23 protein-coding genes are annotated in these 24,378 nt (G+C 39.3%); 18 read left to right on the top strand and 5 right to left on the bottom strand.

Annotated features, from left to right (window positions below; all coding sequences use genetic code 11):
• The first annotated feature begins 30 nt into the window (after nt 1-30).
• The 12 genes from ppsA (at nt 31) to alr (ending at nt 12,418) form a co-directional block, all read left to right on the top strand.
• Nucleotides 31-2,409, top strand: a complete 2,379-nt coding sequence (gene ppsA / locus F952_RS12820) for a phosphoenolpyruvate synthase (RefSeq protein ID WP_004928348.1) — start codon at nt 31-33, stop codon at nt 2,407-2,409.
• Nucleotides 2,410-2,477: 68 nt separating this feature from the next.
• Nucleotides 2,478-3,239: an RDD family protein gene (locus tag F952_RS12825; protein ID WP_004928350.1), complete on the top strand. Its 762-nt coding sequence runs from the start codon at nt 2,478-2,480 to the stop codon at nt 3,237-3,239.
• Nucleotides 3,240-3,539: 300 nt separating this feature from the next.
• The gene (gene cyoA / locus F952_RS12830) at nt 3,540-4,601 is read left to right on the top strand and encodes a ubiquinol oxidase subunit II (RefSeq protein ID WP_004928354.1); all 1,062 of its coding nucleotides are present in this window, start codon (nt 3,540-3,542) and stop codon (nt 4,599-4,601) included.
• A gap of 3 nt (nt 4,602-4,604) precedes the next feature.
• The gene (gene cyoB, locus F952_RS12835; RefSeq protein ID WP_004928357.1) at nt 4,605-6,593 is read left to right on the top strand and encodes a cytochrome o ubiquinol oxidase subunit I; all 1,989 of its coding nucleotides are present in this window, start codon (nt 4,605-4,607) and stop codon (nt 6,591-6,593) included.
• Between the two features lie 4 nt (nt 6,594-6,597).
• On the top strand, nt 6,598-7,218 hold the full coding sequence (gene cyoC, locus F952_RS12840) for a cytochrome o ubiquinol oxidase subunit III (RefSeq protein WP_004928359.1): 621 nt from the start codon (nt 6,598-6,600) through the stop codon (nt 7,216-7,218).
• Nucleotides 7,218-7,544: a cytochrome o ubiquinol oxidase subunit IV gene (locus tag F952_RS12845; protein ID WP_004928361.1), complete on the top strand. Its 327-nt coding sequence runs from the start codon at nt 7,218-7,220 to the stop codon at nt 7,542-7,544. The genes cyoC and F952_RS12845 overlap by 1 nt, the downstream gene beginning before the upstream one ends.
• Before the next feature lie 10 nt (nt 7,545-7,554).
• The gene (cyoE, locus tag F952_RS12850) at nt 7,555-8,433 is read left to right on the top strand and encodes a heme o synthase (protein WP_004928367.1); all 879 of its coding nucleotides are present in this window, start codon (nt 7,555-7,557) and stop codon (nt 8,431-8,433) included.
• Nucleotides 8,434-8,610: 177 nt separating this feature from the next.
• On the top strand, nt 8,611-8,997 hold the full coding sequence (rpsF, locus tag F952_RS12855; RefSeq protein ID WP_004928369.1) for a 30S ribosomal protein S6: 387 nt from the start codon (nt 8,611-8,613) through the stop codon (nt 8,995-8,997).
• A gap of 11 nt (nt 8,998-9,008) precedes the next feature.
• Nucleotides 9,009-9,236, top strand: coding sequence for a 30S ribosomal protein S18 (gene rpsR, locus F952_RS12860; RefSeq protein ID WP_004928375.1), 228 nt, complete (start codon nt 9,009-9,011; stop codon nt 9,234-9,236).
• A gap of 8 nt (nt 9,237-9,244) precedes the next feature.
• A complete protein-coding gene (gene rplI / locus F952_RS12865; protein ID WP_004928378.1) occupies nt 9,245-9,691 on the top strand; it encodes a 50S ribosomal protein L9 in 447 nt (148 codons plus the stop codon).
• A gap of 174 nt (nt 9,692-9,865) precedes the next feature.
• Nucleotides 9,866-11,311, top strand: coding sequence for a replicative DNA helicase (gene dnaB, locus F952_RS12870; RefSeq protein ID WP_004928381.1), 1,446 nt, complete (start codon nt 9,866-9,868; stop codon nt 11,309-11,311).
• A 30-nt stretch (nt 11,312-11,341) separates the two neighbouring features.
• Nucleotides 11,342-12,418, top strand: a complete 1,077-nt coding sequence (alr, locus tag F952_RS12875; protein WP_004928386.1) for an alanine racemase — start codon at nt 11,342-11,344, stop codon at nt 12,416-12,418.
• Between the two features lie 82 nt (nt 12,419-12,500).
• On the opposite strand, the gene F952_RS12880 is transcribed toward alr, so the two are convergent.
• The 4 genes from F952_RS12880 to F952_RS12895 are packed head-to-tail and all read right to left on the bottom strand — an operon-like array spanning nt 12,501 to nt 16,208.
• Complete coding sequence (locus F952_RS12880; RefSeq protein ID WP_004928389.1) at nt 12,501-13,235, bottom strand: proteasome-type protease; 735 nt, start codon at nt 13,233-13,235, stop codon at nt 12,501-12,503.
• Nucleotides 13,236-13,250: 15 nt separating this feature from the next.
• Nucleotides 13,251-14,030: a transglutaminase family protein gene (locus F952_RS12885; RefSeq protein WP_004928391.1), complete on the bottom strand. Its 780-nt coding sequence runs from the start codon at nt 14,028-14,030 to the stop codon at nt 13,251-13,253.
• Nucleotides 14,027-14,629, bottom strand: coding sequence for an alpha-E domain-containing protein (locus F952_RS12890; RefSeq protein ID WP_004928399.1), 603 nt, complete (start codon nt 14,627-14,629; stop codon nt 14,027-14,029). The genes F952_RS12885 and F952_RS12890 overlap by 4 nt, the downstream gene beginning before the upstream one ends.
• 28 nt (nt 14,630-14,657) lie before the next feature.
• Entirely contained in the window at nt 14,658-16,208 is a 1,551-nt protein-coding gene (locus F952_RS12895) for a circularly permuted type 2 ATP-grasp protein (RefSeq protein WP_004928402.1), read from the bottom strand.
• A gap of 212 nt (nt 16,209-16,420) precedes the next feature.
• On the opposite strand from F952_RS12895, the gene F952_RS17005 reads away from it, so the two are divergent.
• Nucleotides 16,421-17,422, top strand: coding sequence for a helix-turn-helix transcriptional regulator (locus F952_RS17005; protein WP_004928405.1), 1,002 nt, complete (start codon nt 16,421-16,423; stop codon nt 17,420-17,422).
• Between the two features lie 362 nt (nt 17,423-17,784).
• On the opposite strand, the gene mnmG is transcribed toward F952_RS17005, so the two are convergent.
• Nucleotides 17,785-19,665, bottom strand: a complete 1,881-nt coding sequence (gene mnmG / locus F952_RS12905; RefSeq protein ID WP_004928408.1) for a tRNA uridine-5-carboxymethylaminomethyl(34) synthesis enzyme MnmG — start codon at nt 19,663-19,665, stop codon at nt 17,785-17,787.
• 238 nt (nt 19,666-19,903) lie between these two features.
• Here mnmG and F952_RS12910 point away from each other — a divergent pair, with 238 nt between their 5' ends.
• From F952_RS12910 to purH, 5 genes are all read left to right on the top strand, one after another.
• Nucleotides 19,904-20,134, top strand: coding sequence for a hypothetical protein (locus F952_RS12910; RefSeq protein ID WP_004928411.1), 231 nt, complete (start codon nt 19,904-19,906; stop codon nt 20,132-20,134).
• A gap of 142 nt (nt 20,135-20,276) precedes the next feature.
• Nucleotides 20,277-21,188 carry a 50S ribosomal protein L11 methyltransferase gene (prmA, locus tag F952_RS12915; protein WP_004928415.1) on the top strand — a complete coding sequence of 304 codons (912 nt, stop codon included), beginning with the start codon at nt 20,277-20,279 and terminating at the stop codon, nt 21,186-21,188.
• 17 nt (nt 21,189-21,205) lie between these two features.
• A complete protein-coding gene (locus tag F952_RS12920; protein ID WP_004928417.1) occupies nt 21,206-21,754 on the top strand; it encodes an MJ0042-type zinc finger domain-containing protein in 549 nt (182 codons plus the stop codon).
• 672 nt (nt 21,755-22,426) lie between these two features.
• Nucleotides 22,427-22,696: a DNA-binding transcriptional regulator Fis gene (gene fis, locus F952_RS12925; RefSeq protein ID WP_001086304.1), complete on the top strand. Its 270-nt coding sequence runs from the start codon at nt 22,427-22,429 to the stop codon at nt 22,694-22,696.
• Between the two features lie 81 nt (nt 22,697-22,777).
• The gene (purH, locus tag F952_RS12930) at nt 22,778-24,352 is read left to right on the top strand and encodes a bifunctional phosphoribosylaminoimidazolecarboxamide formyltransferase/IMP cyclohydrolase (RefSeq protein WP_004928422.1); all 1,575 of its coding nucleotides are present in this window, start codon (nt 22,778-22,780) and stop codon (nt 24,350-24,352) included.
• Nucleotides 24,353-24,378 lie beyond the last annotated feature (26 nt).

A 24,378-nucleotide genomic window follows, 5' to 3' on the forward strand; every position in this document is an offset into this window, starting at 1 on the left:
AATTAATACTGGAAATGTGGAGTAAAAACTTTGGAAGCGCGCGTAATCGGTCTAGAAAAATTAGGGAAGCACGATGTCGAACTCGTAGGTGGGAAAAACTCATCTTTGGGTGAAATGATCAGCCATTTATCCAATGCTGGTGTATCTGTACCTGGTGGTTTTGCGACAACTGCAGCTGCTTATCGTGAATTCCTCGATCAAAGTGGACTCAACGCTAAAATTCAAGCAGAACTTGCAAAACTCAATGTAGAAGACGTGAATGCATTGGCTGAATCAGGCGCAAAAATTCGTCAATGGATTATCGAAACTCCTCTTACTCCAGAATTTGAAAAAGAAGTACGCGAAGCTTTTAACGCACTTTCTAACGGCAACCCTGAAATCGCGGTTGCCGTTCGTTCATCTGCGACTGCAGAAGATCTACCTGATGCTTCTTTTGCAGGTCAACAAGAAACCTTCCTCAACATTCGTGGAATTGACAATGTGTTAATCGCGATTAAGGAAGTTTTTGCATCATTGTATAATGACCGTGCAATCGCTTATCGTGTTCACCAAGGTTTCGCACATGACGTTGTTGCGCTTTCAGCGGGTGTGCAACGCATGGTGCGCTCTGAAACAGGTGCTGCAGGCGTAATGTTTACACTCGACACCGAATCTGGTTTCCGTGATGTTGTGTTTATTACTGCATCTTATGGTCTTGGTGAAATGGTGGTACAAGGTGCTGTCAACCCTGATGAATTTTATTTATCAAAACCATTACTTAAAAATGGTAAACACTCTGTATTACGTCGCAATCTTGGCTCTAAACATCAGAAAATGATTTATGGGGAAGAAGGTTCAGCAGGTAAGTCAGTTGTTGTAGTTGATGTAGAAAAACAAGACCGTCAACAATTTGCACTCAATGATCACGAATTACAAGAACTCGCTAAACAAGCCATGATCATTGAAGACCATTATGGTGCCCCAATGGACATCGAGTGGGCAAAAGATGGTGATGATGGTCAAATTTATATCGTTCAGGCACGTCCTGAAACCGTAAAAAGCCGTCAAAACGTTGGCACAATGGAGCGTTACCTACTTAAGCAACGTGGTACAGTCGTTTGTGAAGGTCGCTCAATCGGTCAACGTATCGGTTCTGGTAAAGTTCGTATTGTGAGTTCTATCAAGGAAATGGATAAAGTCCAAGACGGTGATGTTCTCGTTTCAGATATGACAGATCCAGATTGGGAACCAGTGATGAAACGTGCGGCAGCGATTGTCACCAACCGCGGTGGTCGTACTTGCCACGCTGCAATTATTGCGCGTGAACTTGGCGTACCTGCTATTGTTGGTTGCGGCAATGCAACTGAAGTGTTAACTGATGGACAAGAAGTGACGGTTTCTTGTGCAGAAGGTGATACTGGCTTTATTTATGAAGGTTCACTTGATTTTGAAGTACAACGCAACTCTATTGAGTCTATGCCTAAACTTCCGTTCAAGATCATGATGAATGTCGGTAATCCAGACCGCGCATTTGACTTTGCTCAAATTCCAAATGAAGGTATTGGTCTTGCACGTCTTGAGTTCATTATCAACCGCATGATTGGCGTACATCCTAAAGCATTGTTAAACATTGATAGCTTACCACGTGAAACTCGTGCTGCTGTTCTTGCCCGTACTGCTGGATATACCTCTCCTATCGATTTTTATGTTGAAAAGCTAGTTGAAGGCATTTCAACATTGGCGGCAGCTTTTGCTGAGAAGCCAGTGATTGTTCGTATGTCAGACTTTAAATCAAATGAGTATGCCAATCTGATTGGCGGAAAATTATATGAGCCTGAAGAAGAAAATCCAATGCTTGGCTTCCGTGGTGCAAGCCGTTATGTATCTGATAACTTCCGTGACTGTTTTGAGCTTGAATGTCGTGCCTTGAAAAAAGCACGTGATGAAATGGGCTTGACCAATATTCAAATCATGATTCCATTCGTACGTACTGTTGCAGAAGCGAAACGTGTAATTGAATTACTTGCTCTGAATGGCCTTAAACGTGGCGAAAATGGCTTAAAAGTAATCATGATGTGCGAACTTCCAACTAACGCACTATTGGCTGAGCAATTCCTTGAACATTTCGATGGTTTCTCAATCGGTTCAAATGATTTAACTCAGTTAACTTTAGGCTTAGATCGTGACTCTGGTATCGTATCTCATTTATTTGATGAACGCGATCCAGCAGTAAAAGCATTACTTTCAATGGCGATTCATGCTTGCCGTAAAGCTGGAAAATATGTGGGTATCTGTGGCCAAGGCCCATCAGATCATCCAGATCTAGCAAAATGGTTAATGGAGCAAGGTATTGAATCTGTTTCACTTAATCCAGATTCGGTGTTAGATACTTGGTTCTTCCTTGCCGAAGAGAAAACAAAGCAAGCCTGACTTTTATAAGAAAAAGACCCACCACACGTGGGTCTTTTTTCATCATTAGATGTTGAGATTGAAGACTTATGCAAATTTACCTGGCACGCAATAATCAACAAGCTGGACCATATACCTTAGAACAACTTAATCAAATGCTAGCAAGCCAACAGGTTTTATTAACCGATTTAGCTTGGCATGAAGGCATGAGTGAATGGAAAGCTTTAGGAGAATTAACTCAAGGTAAACTTGTTTATCAACCTCAGAGTTTCTCACAAACACCCCCAATCTCGCCTGTATCGCAACAAAATGATGTGATCAGTCATATTCAGGTCAATAGCAAAAATATAGTAACTCCAGCAAGTACAGGTAAACGTATTTCTGCAAAACTCGTAGATCTTCTCTTATTTGTATTGCCACAAATTCTTGTGACGCTGATTTTCCTTCCAAAAGATTTAATACAACAAGCCAATAGCTTTGGTGTAGATGAGCAACTTAAAATTGCTGAGGCCATGTCAAACAATATGCCATCTTGGGTGCCTATTGTATTGTTAGCCTACACACTTGGTTTGCTTTTTCTGCAAAATATGCTGATTTCAAAAAGTGGGCAATCTATCGGGAAAAAGATTTTTAAATTGCAAATTGTGGATGCAACTTCTCATAAGTTGGTCGGTCAATTTAGAGCTTTTTTTATACGCTCTTTTTTGTTCGTTGCCCTCTCTCAGTTTGTAAGCTTGTTTCCTCTGATTGGTATTGTTTTTATCGTTGATATTGTTATGTTTTTTTCCAAGGGAAACAATAGTTTACATGACAGATTAGCGAAAACAAAAGTGATTGATATTTCCAAATAAATAAGGGAGTGATTACTCACTCCTTTTTTAACTATAAATATCTGAAAAATATAAAATTAAAAATAAATCCTATTTAATTCCAAGTAAAAAAATCAGGTTTTATTACAGCCATTTAAAGCCACTTTATATATAGCTTAGTTTGTCGATATCAGGCATAATGCCCTACAACGTAGCGGTGTCTCATGATTGAGAAATATTGTCTTTCTATATTCAATAGAAAAGATTCTTCTCCATCATGCGACACTTTTATCGCTATCCCGAATTTTATGAGGGAATGGGACTCTTCACCGAGGTTGTAAAATGAGACAAACGATTTTAGCTGTATTGTCTTTATCTACGATTGCTGCACTCTTAACTGGGTGTGGTGGTGATATGGTACTTCTAAACTCAAAAGGTCCAGTAGGTCAAGGTCAAAGTAACTTGATGATGACTGCGATCTACCTTATGTTATTGGTGGTCATTCCATCAGTAATCATGGCATTATGGTTTAGTTGGAAATATCGCGCGTCGAATAAAGATGCAGACTATAAACCTACATGGGCGCACTCTACTGCAATTGAAATTGTAGTTTGGGGTGTCCCTGTCATTATTATTGGTATTCTAGCTTGGTTAACTTGGTGGGGCTCCCACAAGTACGACCCTTACCGTCCTTTAGAATCAGATAAAGCACCTTTAACTATTCAGGTTATTGCTGAACAGTTTAAATGGATTTTTGTCTATCCTGAACAAAACATCGCAACGGTAAATGAAGTACGCTTCCCAGAAAAAACCCCGTTAAGCTTTAAGATCACTTCTAACTTTACAATGAACTCTTTTTTCATTCCACAGTTAGGCGGTCAGATCTATGCGATGGCTGGCATGCAAACTCACTTACACTTAATGGCAGATCAGCCAGGTGTTTTCCGTGGCATGTCATCTAACTATTCAGGTTATGGTTTCTCACAAATGCATTTTAAAGCATATAGTGTGACTGAAGCTGAATTTACACAATGGGTAGATGCAGTTAAAGCAGGTAAAGGTACTGGTGTTAATCCTGAAGCAATTCAGAAAGGTATACTTGATCAAGCTGAACTTGCAACGCTTAAAGACGGTGATCGTTCTAAGCATCAAATTGAAGCGCTTGTACATCGTGCACAAGCTGCAGGTGATGCAGAAGCCTTAGCGAAAGCTGAAGCAATGAAACCGTTCCCGAATAAGCCACATCCTGTGACTTACTATTCTTCAGTTGAACCAAAATTGTTTGAAACTGTCATTAACAGATATATGAGCAACTATCACGGAGCTGATCATTCAGCTACTGCTGAACATGGTTCACAAGCTCATGCTGCTAATGCACATGCAACTGCTTCTGTAGAGGAATAAGCCATGTTGTTATTAGGTAAACTCGGATGGGACTCAATCCCTAAAGAGCCAATTGTACTAGTGACAATGGTCTTAATGGCTATTGGTGCAATTGCAGTTCTAGGCGGTATCACCTACTTCAAAAAATGGGGTTACCTCTGGAAAGAATGGTTTATTACAGTAGACCATAAAAAAATTGGTATTATGTACATCCTTGTATCTGTCGTCATGCTTTTGCGTGGTTTCGCCGATGCAATTATGATGCGTCTTCAACTGTTCCTTGCTAAAGGTGGCGGTGAAGGTTATTTACATCCAGACCATTACGACCAGATCTTCACCGCGCATGGCGTGATCATGATCTTCTTCGTAGCAATGGGTCTTGTTGTGGGTATGATGAATATCTCTGTACCACTTCAAATTGGTGCACGTGACGTTGCATTCCCGCTACTTAACTCTTTAAGCTTCTGGTTGTTTGCTGGTGCAGCTGGCTTGATGATGGCATCTCTCGTACTCGGTGAGTTTGCTGCTACAGGCTGGATGGCATACCCTCCTCTTTCTGGTATTCAATACTCTCCTGGTGTTGGTGTCGATTACTATATCTGGGCACTGCAAGTCTCAGGTCTTGGTACGCTTTTATCTGGTGTAAACTTTTTTGTGACCATCATTAAAATGCGTGCGCCAGGCATGAAGTTGATGGACATGCCAATTTTTACATGGACATCATTATGTACAGCGGTTTTGATCATTGCATCATTCCCTGTCTTAACAGCCACCCTTGCCATGTTAACGCTAGACCGTTACTTTGGTTTCCATTTCTTCACAAATGAGCTTGGTGGTAGTCCAATGCTGTATGTGAACTTGATCTGGACATGGGGTCACCCAGAAGTATATATCTTGGTATTACCTGCATTTGGTTTGTATTCAGAGATTGTTGCAACCTTCTCTCGCAAAGCATTGTTTGGTTATAAATCAATGGTATATGCAACGATTGCAATTACTGTATTGGCATTCGTTGTGTGGTTACACCACTTCTTTACCATGGGTGCAGGTGCAAACGTTAACGCGTTCTTCGGTATCATGACCATGATTATTGCAATCCCTACAGGGGTGAAAATTTTCTCTTGGTTATTTACCATGTACAAAGGACGTATCTCGTTCGAAACACCAATGCTCTGGACACTTGGTTTCCTTGTGACGTTTGGTATTGGCGGTTTAACCGGCGTACTAATGGCTGTACCACCAGCAGACTTTTTGGTTCATAACTCATTATTCCTCATTGCTCACTTCCATAACGTAATTATTGGTGGTGTTGTATTTGGTATGTTTGCGGGCATCATTTTCTACTGGCCAAAAATGTTTGGTTGGAAGCTCAATGAAGCTTGGGGTAAAGCAGCATTCTGGTTCTGGTTCTTTGGTTTCTATTTTGCATTCATGCCATTGTATATCCTCGGTTTCATGGGTATGACACGTCGTTTGAATACATATGACAACCCTGAATGGGATCCGTATTTGGCTATTGCACTTTTTGGTGCGGTGTTAGTTGCAATTGGTATTGCATGTTTCTTAATGCAAATCATTGTTGGCTTCTTACAACGTCATCAAAATATGGACCATACTGGCGACCCATGGGATAGCCGTACTTTAGAATGGTCTACTTCTTCTCCTGCTCCATTTTATAACTTTGCACATGTTCCAAATGGTAACGGTGTAGATGCATTCTGGGTAGACAAAGAGAATGGTATAGCCTACGCACGTAATACCAAATATGAAGATATTCATATGCCAACTGACCGTGCTGCTGGTTTTGTAATTGCGATGTTCATTACAACAATGGGCTTTGCTTTAATCTGGCATATCTGGTGGCTCGTTGCAGTTTGTTTCATTGCTTCAATTGTAAGCTTGATCCGTAGTTCATTCACAAAAGAAGTGGATTACTATGTACCAGCAGCAGAAGTTGAGCGCATTGAAAATGAACGCTATGCGTTACTTGAAAAACACTTGAAGAAGGACTAAGGATATGGCTGAAGTACTTCATCACGACAACCACGGACACGATGGTCATCATGAACATGATGATACCGATTTAACAGTCTTTGGTTTCTGGACTTACTTGATGAGTGACTTGATTTTATTCGGTACACTCTTCATCGCGTTCGCTGTATTAAGCAGTCATGTTCCACCAGGTACTCCAACTGCACATGATTTGTTCAGTGAATCATTAGGTTTTGTTTTAACAGAAACTTTTGCGCTCTTGATCTCTTCTGTGACTTTCGGTTTTGCAGTTCTGGCTTCATACAAGAAAAATGTTAACCAAGTAATTATGTGGCTTTTTATCACATTTGTTTTTGGTGCAACATTCATTGGTATGGAACTTTATGAATTCCATCATTTAGTTCATTCAGGGCATGGACCTGGTACGAGTGCATTTTTATCTGCATTCTTTACTTTGGTTGGGACACACGGTATCCACGTAACTTCTGGTTTGGTCTGGATGCTTGTTTTGATATATCAAATCAAAACTAAAGGTCTAACCTTACCAACCACACGTCGTCTAGCTTGTCTAAGCTTGTTCTGGCACTTCCTTGACATCGTATGGATCTGTGTATTCAGCGTCGTATACTTAATGGGAGTTCTCTAATGAGTCATGATCATAATTCTGCTGGCGCATCACATGGTAACTTCAAGCAGTATACGATTGGTTTCATTTTATCAGTCGTATTAACTATCATTCCTTTTGGAATGGTGATGGCTGGAGGCTTTGGTCGTGGTCTTTTAATGACTGTGATCGGAATCACTGCTGTGGCTCAGGTGCTTGTACAACTTGTATTCTTCTTACATATGAATACATCTTCTGAACAGCGCTGGAACCTAATCGCGTTCATTTATACAGTTCTATGTATTGCTATCTTGCTTGTTGGTTCTGTATGGATTATGAATTATCTACATTTCAACATGATGATCTAAACTGGTTGTCATGCTAAAAAAGTATTTATTCCTGACAAAACCAGGAATTCTGTTTGGTAATTTCATTACCACTTTGGGCGGCTTCTTCTTAGCCGCCCAAGGCCATGTAGATTTCCTCTTACTCATTCTTACCCTTCTAGGTACAACATTTGTTGTTGCTTCAGGTTGTGTGGTCAATAATGTGATTGATCAAGACATTGACCAAAAAATGGAGCGCACACAAAACAGAGCCCTAGTTAAAAAAACCGTCTCTCCGAGTACTGCTCTTATTTTTGCTTTTATTCTTGGCATCATTGGATTTGGTATTCTATGGTTTTGGGTAAATCCTTATTCATTTTCATTTGCGATCATTGGCTTTGTCGTTTATGTAGGTTTTTATAGTCTTTGGACGAAACGTACCTCTATTCATCAGACCATTATTGGTAGTATTTCTGGAGCTAGTCCACCTGTGATTGGCTACACAGCCGTAACTCATCAATTTGATGTTGCTGCGCTACTTATTTTTTTAGCGTATGGTTTATGGCAAATGCCACATTCGTGGGCAATTGCAATTTATCGTTTTGATGATTATAAGAATGCGGGTATTCCGATACTTCCTGTTGCCCGATCTGTGTACCGCACAAAAGTTGAGTGTCTGATTTACATTGTGTTGTTTGCAGCTGTACTCAATGGACTTTATTGCTTTGGATATACTAATGTTTTCTTTTTATTGACATTCAATGTGCTCACCGCATATTGGTTATATTTATCCATTATCGGATTTAAAGCAGAGAATGATCAACTCTGGGCAAAACGCTTATTTCTTTTTTCAGTAATTCTAATTACGTTGTTAAGTCTAAGCTTTAGTTTTACCTACCAATCCCCTGCTCCAAATCTTCCTCTCTTTTAATAAGAGAGGATATCTATTTGATTCATTCTTAAAAATCATAAAAACTATTTGTCTTAACCAATAATTTTCCTTATAATTCACGCTTCGCAATTTTGCGACATAACTTTTAGAGTTATGACTCCTTGCTTCTAACAACATCTTTTGGTTAGGGGCTGTCTAAACCGTAAGGAGCTGACAATGCGTCATTACGAAATCGTACTTTTAGTACATCCAGATCAAAGCGATCAAGTTGTGGGTATGGTTGAACGCTATATCTCACAAATTAAAGAAGCTGATGGTCAAATTCACCGTCTAGAAGATTGGGGCCGTCGTCAATTAGCTTACCCAATTAACAAGATTCATAAAGCACACTACATTCTTATGAATGTTGAATGTGGTCAAACGACTCTTGATGAACTTGAAGAATTGTTCCGTTATAACGATGCAATCATTCGTAACATCATCATCCGTCGTGAACACGCAATCACTGAAGAATCTTTACTTGCTAAAAGTGCTGAAGAAAAACGTGCGCGTAAAGCTCAACGTGAAGAAGCACAACAAATTCAAGATTCTGCTGAAGCTTAAGGAGAACATCAATGGCACGTTTTTACCGTCGTCGCAAGTTCTGCCGCTTTACAGCTGAGAATGTTGCGTACATCGACTACAAAGATATCGACACTTTAAAACAGTACATCACTGAAAACGGCAAGATCGTTCCTAGCCGTATCACTGGTACTAAAGCTCGTTATCAACGTCAACTCGCGCTTGCGATTAAACAAGCTCGTTACTTGGCTTTGATTCCGTACACTGACAACCATAAGTGAGGTGAGCTGTGGACGTTATCTTATTACAACGCATTAAAAACCTAGGTAAACTTGGTGATAAAGTATCAGTTAAAGCTGGTTATGGCCGTAACTTCTTGATCCCTCAGGGTAAAGCTGTTGCTGCAACTGAAGCAAACACTGCTGCTTTTGAAGCTCGTCGTGCTGAACTTGAGAAACAAGAATCTGAAGTATTGTCTTCTGCTCAAGCACGTGCTGATCAATTGAACGAAGTAAATATCGTAATCACTGCAAAAGCTGGTGATGAAGGTAAATTGTTCGGTTCTATTGGTACACGTGACATCGCTGATGCATTAACGAATGCTGGCCTTGCAGTTGACCGTGCTGAAGTTCGTTTACCAAATGGTGCACTTCGTCACACTGGTGAATTCAACATCGCAATCCAATTGCACCATGATGTTGTTGCAGAAGTTCTCGTTACAATCGTATCTGAGTAATATCTCTGCATAAAAAAGAGCATGCTTTCGCATGCTCTTTTTTTATCTTTTATTTATCAATTTAATTTTTGAATATAAGTTGTTTTTTCAATAAAACCCCCTTCTCTATCTTTTTTGCATTAAGATAGTTCGGCTATTTCAAAACTCTTTCCAATTTTAAGATCAGGTTACTTTATGTCGCAGGCGAATGCCAATTTTTTGGATAACTCAAAAGTTTCAGCCAATAAAACTGCTGAATCAGGTCAGTTAAAAGAATTTCGTACTCCGCCACATAACTTAGCAATAGAGCAGGCTGTACTTGCAGCTTTGATGACTGTTGCTGAATCATTCGAGCAAGTGAACGATTTGCTCAAAGAAAATGATTTTTATGCGACACGCCACAAATATATTTTTCGTGCTATTGAAGAATTAGCTCAAGAAAACTCACCTTATGATGCAGTACTGGTAAATGATTGGTTACTTAAACAAAATTTGCTAGACGCAATTGGTGGTGAAGAGTATTTGATGCAACTCATGGCAGACTCTCCATCAAGTTTTTATAATCTTGAGACATATGCAAGCAAGATTAAAGAATTTTCAACCTTGCGTAGCATGATTAAGGTCAGTAGCGATATTTTGCAAAATGCTTATGACACCAAAGGGCGTCCAGTCAGTGAAATTTTAGATTTAGCCGAAACCAGTATTTTTTCACTTGCCGAGCAGCATAATAACAATAAGAAAGATGCAGGGCCTAAATCGATTAGCTCAGTAACAGCAGATGTAATTAGCAAATTAGATGAATTGTCTAAACTTGACGGTAATATTACAGGTCTAACCACAGGCTTTTTAGAGCTCGACAATAAAACCTATGGTATGCAATCTGGTGACATGATTATTGTTGCAGCACGTCCATCCATGGGTAAAACGACTTTTGCCATGAATCTGGTCGAGAGCGTGCTATTTAACTGTAATCTACCTGCACTGGTATTCTCGATGGAAATGCCAGCAGATTCAATTGCCATGCGTTTGATTTCATCTTACGGTAAGGTTCATCAAGGTCACCTACGCTCTGGTAAGCTGGATGGTGATGAATGGTCAAAGGTAACAGGTACGATTCTCCAGCTTCAAGAGAAGCATTTATATATTGATGACTCCTCTGCTTTACCCCCTACCGAACTCCGTGCTCGTGCAAGACGTATTGCAAAGCAACATGGTGGAAAATTGGGTTGTATCATGATCGATTATCTACAATTGATGAAAGTTCCTGGTATGGGCGATAACCGTGTAGGTGAAATTGGCGAAATCTCACGAAGCTTAAAAGCATTAGCCAAAGAAATGGACTGTCCTGTCATTGCGCTTTCTCAGCTTAACCGAAGTCTTGAAAATCGCCCCAATAAACGTCCAGTAATGTCCGATTTACGTGAATCTGGTGCAATCGAACAGGATGCTGACTTGATCATGTTCATTTATCGTGATGAGGTCTATAACAAAGAATCTAAAGAAGCAGGTACAGCCGAAATTATTATTGGTAAACAGCGTAATGGTCCTATTGGCACAGTTCGTCTAGCTTTTGAAGGTCAATATACTCGGTTTAGTAACCTCTCACCTGAATATTACAGTCAGTATGATGACGAAGAATAAATTACATTACTATACACAGGAGTAATCAGGGTGCGCCATGCAACAGTTTATATTGATCGCCAAGCGCTTCGATATAATTTAAACCGTGTCAAACAACTTGCGCCACATGCAAAAATTGTAAGTATGGTCAAAGCCAATGCTTATGGACATGGAATCAAAGACTGTTTAGCAGCCTTAGAAACGACAGATTCCTTTGGAGTCGCCTGCCTTGCTGAAGCATTAGAAATTCGTGATGAAGGATATACTCAATCCATTACATTAATTGAAGGCGTATTCAGTCAAGATGAAATGCCAATCGTCATTGAAAAAAATCTTGAATGTGTCGTACATCACGCTCAACAAATTAAATGGTTATTGGAATATAAAACACAATATATCACTCAGAAACTCAAAGTCTGGATTAAGCTGAATAGTGGAATGAATCGTCTAGGGTTTAAGCCTGATGAAATTATTGAAGTCATACAGCAATTGCAACATCAAGGTTTTCACTGTGTACTCACCATGCATTTTGCCAATGCAGATGTACCTGATCACCCTATGAATCAACGCCAGATTGATCAATTAATAACAATTAAAACAGCTTGTGCTCCAATAGAAATTTCATGTTGTAATTCTGCTGCAATCTTCAATTGGCCAGAATTACATTTCGATTATGTAAGACCTGGAATTATGCTATACGGCGCCAGTCCTTTCGCAGAACAAAATATTCATCAGCTTGATTTAAAACCTGTTATGCGTTTTACCGCTCATATCATGGCTCTAAATACAATCAAGGCAGGTGAACATATCGGTTACGGCTCTCTTTATACCGCTAAAACGGACATGACTGTTGCTATTGTTTCAATCGGCTATGGAGATGGTTACCCACGAGCGTTTATAGCCCAGAATTTTGTAGCTTTGGGGCAGCAATTATTCCCGATTGTAGGCCGAGTAAGTATGGATATGCTTGCAATTGATGTGACTGATCGAGATATAGCGATTGATACAGAAATTGAACTATGGGGGCACACAAGACTGGTCGATGAAGTGGCATCAGCGAACGGGACGATCGGTTATGAATTGCTTTGTCGTCTGAGCAACCGCCCTATACGTAAAGTTATTTCATAATTCATCATAAAAAGCCGTATCAAAAAGATTTGCTACGGCTTTAAACTTATATTGTCTAGCCTACTATTTGCTTTAAATATTTCTATTCCAGATAGTCTTCAGTTGGTTTTGGAATTTCATGTAAACCTCGGCGTAATGTCTCAGACCATTGCTTACTAATTTGCTGAAAATATTCATCGTCATGAGTAATGCGTTTGCCTCTTGGCATCTTCAAACTATCAGCCCGATAAATCAGCGTATCTAGAGGTAATCCCACTGAAACATTAGAGCGTAATGTCGAATCAAAGGAAATTAAACTACAACGTACCGCTTCATCGAGTGGCATTTCATAGGTCAGTGCACGGTCCAAAATGGGCTTGCCATACTTGCTTTCACCAATTTGAAAGAAAGGTGTATCTTTGGTTGCACAAATAAAGTTGCCTTGAGGATAAATATTATAAAGCTGCATTTCAGCTTCACCAATTTGTCCACCTACGATTAGGCTACAATAATAATTACTTTGTTCCTGAGTATCTTCAGTGACATCTTCAATGATTTTACGTAAGGTACGCCCGACAAGCTGAGCAACTTCAAACATGGTGTTTACAGTATACAAGTTTGGCTGCTCTTGCAGGGTAAGCTGATTTCTTAAATGTCCAATCACAGCTTGTGTCGTAGCCAGATTTCCAGCCGTTTGAATCGCGATAAAGCGATCGCCTTCTTTTCCAAAGGTATATAGTTTACGAAATACCGAGATTTGGTCGACACCAGCGTTTGTACGCGTGTCACTGATAAATACCAAACCATCTTGCAATCGCAAAGCACAACAATAGGTCATATCTTCCACTTCCATTCAACAAGCCAGTACTTGCACCGTTGATATCATTTCTTCAATTCCTCCATTTTCACGAATCCCTCGTATTGGAGCAACATCAAAATAATCACGCCCTATTGCAACATAAATATGAGTTTTTGGTACAAAAATCTGATTACTGACATCAAAACAATGCCATTCATGGTCTACATACACTTCTGCCCATGCATGGCTCGCGAGATGAGGTGAATTATAATCATATAAATACCCAGATACATAACGTGCGGGTAAATTTAATGCTCGACACATGGCAATCATCACGTGTGCATGATCCTGACATACGCCTTGAGCTGCATAAAATGCGTCTATTGCCGTCGTTTGCACATTAGTCGAGTACGGTGAATAAGTTATTCTCTCTAATATCTTTTGACTTAAATTTATTAAGGATGATACATCTTTAGTTTTTACAATTTCCAGCGCAAAATTCAACATCTCGGCATCACATAAAGTTGCAGGTGTAGGCTGTAAAAATACGTGAGGCAGTACCACTGAATCATGACAGCCACTGTTTTGCAGATTCAATTCAACAATACCTTGAGCCATAATCGTAAGATTTTGATAATCAAAACGTTGTGAAGAAGTAATCCATAAATTATCAAAAGCATCTCGCTTCATAATTCGCTCACCTGGGACACTAATGTCCCAGTAGTGAACAAGTTGATGAGGTGAACTTTGCGGAATCATCTTGATATATTGAATACTATTACGAGCAACCTCACTGTAATGGTAATGAGTCTGATGATTCACCATAAGTTTCATGCAGATGCCTCGAACATTAACTGTAATTGATCAGCAAAATGATAAAAATTGATTATATCAGGTGACTGTTTAAGCGTCTGCCAAGCATCATCCAATGTCGTCCAGCCCAATTCATTTAACTGTTGAACGATTGAATCAATCTCAATCAGTAATTTTTCTGGATGATGCTTAAATCTTAATGTGCTATCTAGCAATTCAATTTTTTGACCTAAACTAAAGAATAAGAAAACATCTTCTACTTCTGATTCTAGAATCTCGGTACATTCAGAAACCACATCACAAATATAACTCGGCTGAGCGCTTGCGTTCTTAATTAATAAGTTCAACTCAGCATAAGCTTTAGCACTTAAAACGGCGCGAAGCTCTTGAATATTGTCTTTTGCAACGCGAAACTGATTTACAAATGAAAAATGTTGCTCAGTATCAAGTACTAAAGCATTTAAAGTTGCTGCATCATAAGCTGGCAGGCAAAATGCATGGCTAAATTCAATCGCTTTTTGATCATCCGTAAAAGGCACCTTATTACACAGGTACTGAATACGCATCAAATAACGACCTAACCAAAAAATATTATTTGCATTTGAACTAAGTAAAATCATAAGTTCCTTCCTTTTTCTAATACCTAAGTTAGGAATGTAGTGCGTCCACAACCCACGTATCTTTAATACCACCACCCTGTGAAGAATTGACCACTAAAGAACCTTCTTTCATGGCCACACGTGTTAAACCACCAGGTACAATTTCTGTACGGTAAGGCGATGTCAGCACGAAAGGACGAAGATCGATATGTCTCTCTGCAATACCATCTTGAGTAAGTGTTGGTGCAACAGATAGATCAAGTGTAGGTTGGGCAATGTATAAATGTGGATGTGCTAGAATTTTTTCTCTAAATTCATGAATTTCATGCTGTTCGGCTTTAGGACCAATCAACATGCCATATCCACCCGAGCCTTGCGCTTCTTTTACCACCAGATTTGCCAGATTACTTACTACATAATCCAGATGCTCATCTAAACGGCATTGGTAAGTGGGTACATTTTTTAGAATAGGCGTTTCATTAAGATAATATTTAATCATATCATCTACATAGGGGTAAATGGATTTATCATCTGCGACACCTGTACCTGGTGCATTTGCAATCACGACCTGATTTTGCAAATAAGCAGACATTAATCCTGGCACACCGAGTGTACTGTCTGGACGGAACGTTAACGGGTCTAAGAATGCATCATCAACACGGCGATAGATCACATCAACGCGCTGACGACCACGAACAGTCTTGGCATAAACCTTGTCATTTTCTACAAATAGATCACGACTCGTCACCAAAGGCACACCCATTTCACGAGCTAAAAAAGCATGCTCATAATAGGCACTGTTAAATCGTCCTGGGGTCAACACTACAATAAACGGATTATCCACAAATGCATTTTCCGCTAATATGTCTCTGAGTACTGTTGGATATTGTTCAATATCATGTAGCTTATTTGAAACACAGAGTTCAGGCATGAGTTTCTTGCTAATTTTTCGACTTTCAAGCATGTAAGACACACCTGATGGTGTTCTTAAATTATCTTCCAAAACAAAAAATTCACCTTTGCCATCCCGAATAATATCAATCCCACTAATTTGTGAATATACCTTACCTTTGAGGGAATGATTCAGCATGTGAGGTTGAAAAGCCTCATGGGTCATGACTTGTATCTGAGGAACAATGCCTTCTTTGAGAATAAGTTGATTATGATAAATATCATCTAAAAATAAGTTGAGTGCTTTAACACGTTGTTCACATCCGCTTGAGATTTTCTCCCATTGTTTTTTTTCAATGACACGCGGGATTAAATCGAAAGGAATAGTTCGCTCGGTTCCTTCATCATCACCATAAACCGTAAATGTAATGCCTTCATATAGAAAATGTTGTTTTGCATTTAAGTTAAGTTGTTTAAGTTCCTCTAAAGTATGGGTCGATAGCCATTGTTCAATCTTTTTTGATGCTTCACCGTTTGACGTTACATCATCCAGCATCTCATTGAAAAACTTTGATTTAAGTTGCTCAAAAAGATTTGTGCTTACACTGAGCTGGTCAAGAAACGAAGGCTGGGATAACAAAACATTTGTCGTTTTTTCTTTCATATAGTGCTCACTTATTGTATGTAAGTCTTTATCTTCTTCTAACATACAGACCTCGCCTTTTTCGTTTACTCATTTTATACATTGCAAATATAGTGCCATTTGTTCGAATCTATTTTTGTATTTCAATAAAGAACCTAGATTTAAATTATTTCCTGTATTAAAAAATATAGGCAATATTCATTGTTACATTCTTGCCAAACTAAAAGAGTTTTTTTAAGGTGTAAGTATGTAAAATAATTTGTTTGATTTAGTTGATTATGTCTTCACAAGAAAAAGAAACATCGAATAGTCTCTATCGCCAATGGCATATACTATCACGTCTATCCACTGGAAAATGGATGGGTACACGTGAATTACAGGAAATTTTAGAGCGTGAAGGCATTGATATCAGCTTGCGAACCATTCAAAGAGATTTGAACCAGATCGCACAGCGTTTTCCTATTGAAAGTAACAAGACTGTACCTCAAGGTTGGCGCTGGCGTGCGGATGCTCCTCTGCAAAGCCTACCACACATGACCAGCTCTCAAGCGGTTACATTTATGATGGTAGAACAGCATTTAAAGCACTTGCTACCACCAAGTTTGATCGATGAAATGAATCCTTGGTTTGATCTGGCTCGTCGCAGTTTGTCGACCCAGAATAATGTAAGGCAATGGATCAATCGAGTGCGTATTGTTCCTGCCAGCCAGCCCTTAATACCACCTACGGTGGATAAGAATGCACAACAAGCAATTTATGAAGGTTTACTACAAGATAAACAAATTGAATGTGTCTATACGCCAAGAAATATTCAAGCCGATGAGAAAATTTATATTCTTAATCCCTTGGCATTGGTACAAAAAGGCGCAATTATTTATTTGATCTGTACTCGTCATGATAAAAATGAAGTACAAACTTTCGCTTTGCACCGTTTTAAGTCAGCAAATGTACTAAATTCGCGCGCAATGCACCCTGTCGATTTTGATATTGATGAATATATAGATTCTGGTGCATTAGGTTTTAGATTTGATTACGCCAAGCCAACTGAAATGATCCAGTTAAAATTAATAATGACTGAAAATACAGCCCAAAGTTTTTACGAAACTCAGCTTACTCGTGATCAGAAAATCATACCAATTGATGAAAATATAGTGGAAGTTTCCGCTAATGTTCCATTCACATCACAATTGGTTTGGTGGCTTCGTAGTTTTGGAAAAAAGATTTTGCATATTGAGCCTGTCGAGGTACACAATGCAGTCAGAGAAATTGATCTTAAGTAAAAAAGAGAGCCATATGGCTCTCTCAACATTTATATGTATTATTTTTCAGTGTGTCGTTTTTATTCTGTAATTTATAGGTCGATCTAAAAGCCCCTTTCTTATCAGATCGACCACCCAATGCGAACTCAACACAACATTAAGCTTTGGCATGCAAGTTCAGCATTATTATAACGAATTGCTTTTTTAGTCATTGTTCACCTCAATTGATTACTTGGTAAGAACACTATAAGAACTATTTGGTGTGTTGAGAAATAACAAATCATGCAACGCAATTCTGTTTTTCTTCTTACTTAAAATTTAGATATTTATTTTCATTGCATTAAAAAAGCCCAGTAAATACTGGGCTTTCTATACAGAATCAATTATGCAATTTTTTTAGTTTGTGCATTCTTTCGAATTGTAATCATGACCAACTGTACAGCAGCAGGCGTAACGCCTGGAATACGATGGGCCTGAGCTAAGGTTTCGGGACGAACAGTCTTCAACTTTTGTGTGATTTCACGAGATAATCCAGAAACGATATCATAATCAAAATCGGCTGGAATTTTGGTTTCTTCCAAACGCTTTAATTGAGCGACATCTTCATGCTGACGGTTGATATAACCTTCATATTTCACTGCAATCTCGATCTGGTCACCAACTTGTGTAGAAACTTGTGAACCAGTCAACTCTGCAATTTGAGTAAAGTTAATATTTGGACGTTTGAGCAGATCAATCGCGCTACATTCTTTACTCAAATCTGCACCTGTCATTTCGACAAATTGTTTGCCCATCGGATTATTTGGTGCAGCCCACAAATGGGCCAAACGTGCAGTTTCAGTTTCAACGGCTTCCATCTTTTCACAGTAAGCTGCCCAGCGTACATCATCAACCAATCCCATTTCACGACCCACAGGTGTCAAACGCTGATCCGCATTGTCCTCACGTAGCATCAAACGATACTCGGCACGTGATGTAAACATACGATATGGTTCTTTGGTTCCCAAAGTAATCAGATCATCTACCAATACACCCATGTAAGCCTGATCACGTTTTGGTGTCCATTGCTCTTGATCCCATGCACGACGCGCAGCATTTAAACCTGCAAGTAATCCCTGAGCACCCGCTTCTTCATAACCTGTGGTGCCATTAATTTGCCCAGCAAAATACAAGTTATTAATTGCTTTGGTTTCCAGGGTAAATTTTAAAGCTTGAGGGTTAAAATAATCATATTCGATGGCATAACCTGGGCGTAAAATATGCGCATTTTCCATACCGCGAATAGAGCGAACCAATTCAAACTGCACATCAAAAGGTAATGATGTTGAAATTCCGTTTGGATACAACTCATGTGTATCCAAACCTTCAGGCTCTAAAAACACCTGATGAGAATCTTTGTCGGCAAAACGATGAATCTTGTCTTCAATAGATGGGCAATAACGTGGTCCTACCCCTTCAATCACACCAGTATACATAGGTGAACGATCCAATCCGCCACGAATAATGTCATGCGTTTTTTCGTTGGTATGCGTGATATAGCAACTTACCTGCTCTGGATGCATCGAAACATCACCCATAAACGACATCACAGGAGATGGAAAATCCCCAGGTTGAGGCGTCATCACAGAAAAATCGACCGAACGGGCATCAATACGCGGTGGTGTTCCAGTCTTTAAACGGCCTACAGGTAAATTTAATTCGCGTAAACGGTGTGACAGCGCGATAGAAGGTGGATCACCTGCACGACCACCACTCGATTTCTCTAGACCGATATGAATTACACCGCCCAAGAAAGTACCTGTAGTGAGAACGACTGTTTTGGTATCAAAGCGAATCCCCATCTGGGTAACCACACCTTTTACGGTATCGCCTTCTACAATTAAATCATCGGCAGCTTGCTGAAAAATATCTAAATTGGCTTGATTCTCAAGTGTATGTCGGATCGCTGCCTTATAACGCACACGGTCTGCTTGTGCACGTGTTGCACGTACCGCAGCACCTTTACGAGAGTTTAGAATACGAAACTGAATACCACCTTTGTCGGCTGCAAGTGCCATTGCACCGCCCAAAGCATCAATTTCACGCACCAAATGCGACTTACCGATCCCACCAATTGCAGGATTGCAGCTCATTTGCCCTAAAGTCTCAATGTTATGAGTCAAGAGCAAAGTCTGCCGTCCCATACGCGCAGCAGCCAAGGCCGCTTCCGTACCTGCGTGACCGCCACCGATAACGATAACATCATAAACTTTAGGATAGTGCATGGCAAAAAAACACCAGAAAAAAAAGACGGAACATTATAGCAAAGTTCATGCAACTATCATGCATGTTATTACAAAATTATTGATACAAAATTCATAGTTCTACACAGTATTTGACAATTTGTTTCAGGATTAAAATAGAAACGCATAGACTTTTTTTAAATCAATTTTAGAATAAAAAATGTACCACCACTTTAATCAAACCTATTCAAAATCAAATTTATATAAGAAGGTATCCGAGATGAAAAATATTATGCTTAAAACGTTATCAATCACTTTACTTAGTTTTGCAGCAATGACTGTAGCGAATGCCGCTGATACAAGTAAAGCTGAGACGAATATGCAAATCAAAGCCTGCGCCAAGAAAAAACAAGGAGACTGGACTAGCTATGGTTATAAAGGCGTTACCTTTAACGGTACTTGCGAACCAAACGCTGATGGTAAATTACAATTTAAGTTTCCTGCACCATAATTTTCCATCTTATAGATAGATCTTATAGCGTTATTAAACGGTTCAGTTATTCTGAGCCGTTTTCTTTTAGGTATATCTCCTTTATTTGCTGATCATCAGCTACAATACCCGACAATGTTGAAATGAAATTTAAGGTATTCCCGTGAAGTGGTTACAAATACACATTACTGTCGATCAAGATCAAGTTGATTTTACCGAAACTTTACTCATGTCCCTAGGTGCAGTAAGTGTGACTCTAGATGATGCCGAGGATCAGGCATTGCTTGAACCCCTTCCTGGAGAGACCCCTCTCTGGAATAAAGTGATTGTTACTGGGATCTATCAAGAAGATGATAATGATCCAATTGATGTTGAAAAACTAAAAGCCTTTTTACAAGCACAACTTCCAAATATTCCCATGCGCCATGAACAATTGGAAGACCAAGTCTGGGAACGTGCTTGGATGGATTATTATGATCCGATTCAAATTGGTGAAAAATTTTGGATTGTTCCTGAATGGCTGGAGCCGCCTGAAGCAGATGCAACCAATATCAAGCTTGATCCAGGGCTTGCTTTTGGAACAGGAAATCATGCCAGCACCTTTTTATGCTTGCAATGGTTGGGCAAGACAGACTTAAAAGATAAAGTCGTCATTGATTATGGCTGTGGTTCTGGGATTTTAGCCGTTGCAGCATTACTTTTGGGTGCCCAAAAAGTATATGCGACAGATATCGACCCTCAAGCGGTACTGGCAACTAAGCAAAATGCCGAATTAAACAATGTGTTGGAACGACTTTATGTCGGCTTACCTGAAGAATTTAATACAGAGTTCAAGGCTTCCGGTTCACAAGCAGATGTACTTGTTGCCAATATTCTTGCTAGCCCACTCATGATGCTGGCACCAGAATTTGCGACATTAATTAAACCTCAAGGTGAGTTTGCACTGGCGGGCATCATTGAAGAACAAGTTGATGATGTTTCAGAAGTTTATCAACAATATTTTGATATTTTAAATATTGAAAAACGTGAAGAAAACTGGTGTCGTATTTCAGGAAAGCGTCATTCTCAGGCTTAAATAAGGCTAGTTTGTAAATGAGTGAAAAGCATACCCGTTGCCCTCGATGCGAAACGATCTATAAAGTTTCGCAAAAACAGCTCACGCTGTCTCAAGGCATGGTATGTTGCGCTAAATGTGATTTAACATTTAATGCAATCACTCACTTACAAGCAGCAAATACCTGTTATTTTGAAAAAGCGGCTAAAACTGCAACTTCATCTATAAATCTTATACAGCCTAATTTACATTCCGACGTACATAAAATTTTTAGTCAAAAAATTGAAAACTCAAATCTAGATCTGCTAACTTATCTAAATAATTTAAAATACTTCCAAAATAAAGAAGAATTAAGCCTTCCTGTTTGTTTACTTTCAAATGAACAAGACTATGCTCAAAACTCAAATTCTGGTCAGAAATCATTAGCAAACTGGAAATATTATCTGATCTGGTGCGGTATCAACATACTTCTGTTTGTTATCTTATTATTACAGGTACTTTGGTTTAATCCTCAACTTATTCAGAGCCACCAGAGCCTGAAAGCTGTATTTGATGTGGTGTGTAAGCTCATATACTGCGATGTATAACAATATTCATTGTTGCATAGGGCTCAAATCAGAAACAATTATAGTTGGCACCAAATAAACTCAATTTTCAATTACTCATCAATGATGATTTTCAAAACAACGCCATTAGTCACTATAAAATTCGCACTGAAAAATCAAAACCATTCAACGAAAGCACTTATTCAAATTATGCAGTAGCAATCGCGCCGTCTACATTTATCATTAAAATCGATTGTAAATACAATTAAAATTTAATTTCCCAATTAATTAAGGTATAAATGGCTTTGATCCGTATCGTTTAGAATTAATTCAACTAAAATCTAAAAAAAAAATACAAAAAATTAAAAAAAAATGCAGTTAATTTGCTCACTTTTGTTTAGACAATGGTATGATACGCGCCACGAAAGCTTAGCCCTACATCGTCCTCGCGATTTATTTAAATAATTATTCTCGTCATGTGTGCTTTATCCTGAGATAGCGCATAGCGTGGCTTTTTTGTTTTTAAATCGCAGCTGTAACAAATATTAAATTATTGTTACGCTTATTTTTCATACAAATGTGAGGAGTTGTGGCAAGCTAATTGTTTCCAAGTTTTAGAGCCACTGTTTTAGGATCTAAAACAGGGTTCATTTATTTAGACCACTTTTATATACTGCTTTACCCTAGCGGTATTTGATTTTCGGATTAACTCGCATGAATAGCAAATCTCCTATTTTTACTGCACAATCTGATGTTGCTCTTCGCATCCATGTGGATCGCGCAGTTCGCCATTACTTTGCACAGTTGCAAGGTGAGCAACCATCACAAGTTTACGACATGGTGCTGGCAGAAATGGAGAAACCTCTTTTATCTGTTGTTCTAGAATATACGCGTGGTAACCAGACGCGCGCCGCTGAAATTTTAGGACTCAATCGTGGGACTTTACGTAAAAAGTTAAAAGCTCACGGATTGATGAGTGAATAAATGATAAAATGCTCACGTCCTCGTGGGCATTTTTTATGCCTATTTGTTTTAATCTGTTGAACCTAAACCGTTGACTTAATCATGACTATTAAACGTGCTTTGATTTCTGTTTCCGACAAAACAGGAATTGTAGAATTTGCTCAAAATCTTGCGAAACTTGGGGTAGAAATTTTATCTACTGGTGGCACTTACAAGTTGCTCAAAGACAATAATATTGCCGTAGTGGAAGTTTCTGAACATACTGGCTTTCCTGAAATGATGGATGGTCGTGTAAAAACACTTCACCCTAAAATCCATGGTGGTATTCTAGCTCGCCGCGGTCTTGATGAAGCTGTTATGCAAGAACACAATATCGATCCGATTGATCTGGTTGTTGTGAATCTCTATCCTTTTGCTGCAACTGTGGCAAAACCGAATTGCTCACTTGCAGACGCCATTGAAAATATCGACATTGGTGGCCCGACGATGGTTCGTGCTGCTGCAAAAAATCATGCCTCTGTTGGCATCGTCGTTAACGCAAGTGATTACGATACCATTATCGCTGAGCTTGAGCAAAATGGTGGTTTAAGTTACGAAACTCGTTTTGATCTTGCAGTAAAAGCATTTGAACATACTGCTCAATACGACGGTATGATCGCTTCTTATTTAGGTGCGCGTGTTGGTAAAGCCGAAGGTGAAGCGGACTTGTTCCCTCGTACTTTTAATACGCAACTGGTCAAGGCTCAGGACTTACGTTACGGTGAAAATCCGCATCAGTCGGCTGCCTTCTATGTTGATTCAAATGCATCTGAAGCATCTGTTTCAACCTCTAAACAGCTTCAAGGTAAAGAGTTATCTTATAACAACATTGCAGATACAGATGCAGCACTTGAATGCGTAAAATCATTTGCAAAACCTGCGTGTGTGATTGTGAAACATGCCAACCCATGTGGTGTTGCTGTTTCTCTTGATGGTATTAAAGCAGCTTACGACCTGGCTTATGCTACAGATACAGAATCTGCTTTTGGTGGCATTATTGCATTCAACCGTGAACTCGATGTTGAAACAGCACAAGCCATTGTTGATCGTCAGTTTGTCGAAGTTATTATTGCACCTAGCATTGCTGATGGCGTACTTGAGGTTACTGGTGCGAAGAAAAATGTTCGCGTACTCGTATGTGGTGAACTTCCAGCAATTGATGAACGTGCAGCACAACTCGACTACAAACGTGTCAATGGTGGACTGCTCGTTCAAGATCAAGATCTTGGTATGATCAAGGCAGCTGACCTTAAAGTTGTCACTGAACTTGCACCAACAGAGCAAGAAATTGACGACCTGATCTTTGCATGGAAAGTGGCTAAGTATGTGAAATCAAATGCCATTGTTTATGCAAAAAATCGCCAAACCATTGGTGTGGGTGCCGGCCAAATGAGTCGTGTTAACTCTGCTCGTATTGCAGCAATCAAAGCTGAACATGCAGGTTTAGTGGTTGAAGGTGCAGTTATGGCATCAGATGCATTTTTCCCGTTCCGCGATGGAATTGATAATGCAGCGAAAGCAGGAATTAAGTGTATTATTCAACCTGGTGGTTCTATGCGTGATGATGAAGTCATTGCTGCTGCGAACGAACATGGGATTGCCATGGTATTCACCGGAATGCGTCATTTCCGTCATTAATCAATATCCTTAAAGCACAAGAAACT

The sequence above is a fragment of the Acinetobacter baylyi DSM 14961 = CIP 107474 genome, assembly GCF_000368685.1.
In the GTDB taxonomy this organism is placed as follows: domain Bacteria; phylum Pseudomonadota; class Gammaproteobacteria; order Pseudomonadales; family Moraxellaceae; genus Acinetobacter; species Acinetobacter baylyi.

Excerpts from the sequence above, each read along its gene's own strand:
- fis (WP_001086304.1), top strand. The coding sequence starts at position 22,427 with ATGAATAGCAAATCTCCTATTTTTACTGCACAATCTGATGTTGCTCTT.
- F952_RS12845 (WP_004928361.1), top strand. The coding sequence starts at position 7,218 with ATGAGTCATGATCATAATTCTGCTGGCGCATCACATGGTAACTTCAAG.
- F952_RS12895 (WP_004928402.1), bottom strand. The coding sequence starts at position 16,208 with ATGTTAGAAGAAGATAAAGACTTACATACAATAAGTGAGCACTATATG.
- mnmG (WP_004928408.1), bottom strand. The coding sequence starts at position 19,665 with ATGCACTATCCTAAAGTTTATGATGTTATCGTTATCGGTGGCGGTCAC.
- F952_RS17005 (WP_004928405.1), top strand. The coding sequence starts at position 16,421 with ATGTCTTCACAAGAAAAAGAAACATCGAATAGTCTCTATCGCCAATGG.
- purH (WP_004928422.1), top strand. The coding sequence starts at position 22,778 with ATGACTATTAAACGTGCTTTGATTTCTGTTTCCGACAAAACAGGAATT.
- F952_RS12825 (WP_004928350.1), top strand. The coding sequence starts at position 2,478 with ATGCAAATTTACCTGGCACGCAATAATCAACAAGCTGGACCATATACC.
- F952_RS12885 (WP_004928391.1), bottom strand. The coding sequence starts at position 14,030 with ATGAAACTTATGGTGAATCATCAGACTCATTACCATTACAGTGAGGTT.
- dnaB (WP_004928381.1), top strand. The coding sequence starts at position 9,866 with ATGTCGCAGGCGAATGCCAATTTTTTGGATAACTCAAAAGTTTCAGCC.
- rpsF (WP_004928369.1), top strand. The coding sequence starts at position 8,611 with ATGCGTCATTACGAAATCGTACTTTTAGTACATCCAGATCAAAGCGAT.
- rpsR (WP_004928375.1), top strand. The coding sequence starts at position 9,009 with ATGGCACGTTTTTACCGTCGTCGCAAGTTCTGCCGCTTTACAGCTGAG.
- cyoA (WP_004928354.1), top strand. The coding sequence starts at position 3,540 with ATGAGACAAACGATTTTAGCTGTATTGTCTTTATCTACGATTGCTGCA.
- F952_RS12890 (WP_004928399.1), bottom strand. The coding sequence starts at position 14,629 with ATGATTTTACTTAGTTCAAATGCAAATAATATTTTTTGGTTAGGTCGT.
- cyoE (WP_004928367.1), top strand. The coding sequence starts at position 7,555 with ATGCTAAAAAAGTATTTATTCCTGACAAAACCAGGAATTCTGTTTGGT.
- F952_RS12910 (WP_004928411.1), top strand. The coding sequence starts at position 19,904 with ATGAAAAATATTATGCTTAAAACGTTATCAATCACTTTACTTAGTTTT.
- F952_RS12920 (WP_004928417.1), top strand. The coding sequence starts at position 21,206 with ATGAGTGAAAAGCATACCCGTTGCCCTCGATGCGAAACGATCTATAAA.
- cyoB (WP_004928357.1), top strand. The coding sequence starts at position 4,605 with ATGTTGTTATTAGGTAAACTCGGATGGGACTCAATCCCTAAAGAGCCA.
- cyoC (WP_004928359.1), top strand. The coding sequence starts at position 6,598 with ATGGCTGAAGTACTTCATCACGACAACCACGGACACGATGGTCATCAT.
- F952_RS12880 (WP_004928389.1), bottom strand. The coding sequence starts at position 13,235 with ATGACCTATTGTTGTGCTTTGCGATTGCAAGATGGTTTGGTATTTATC.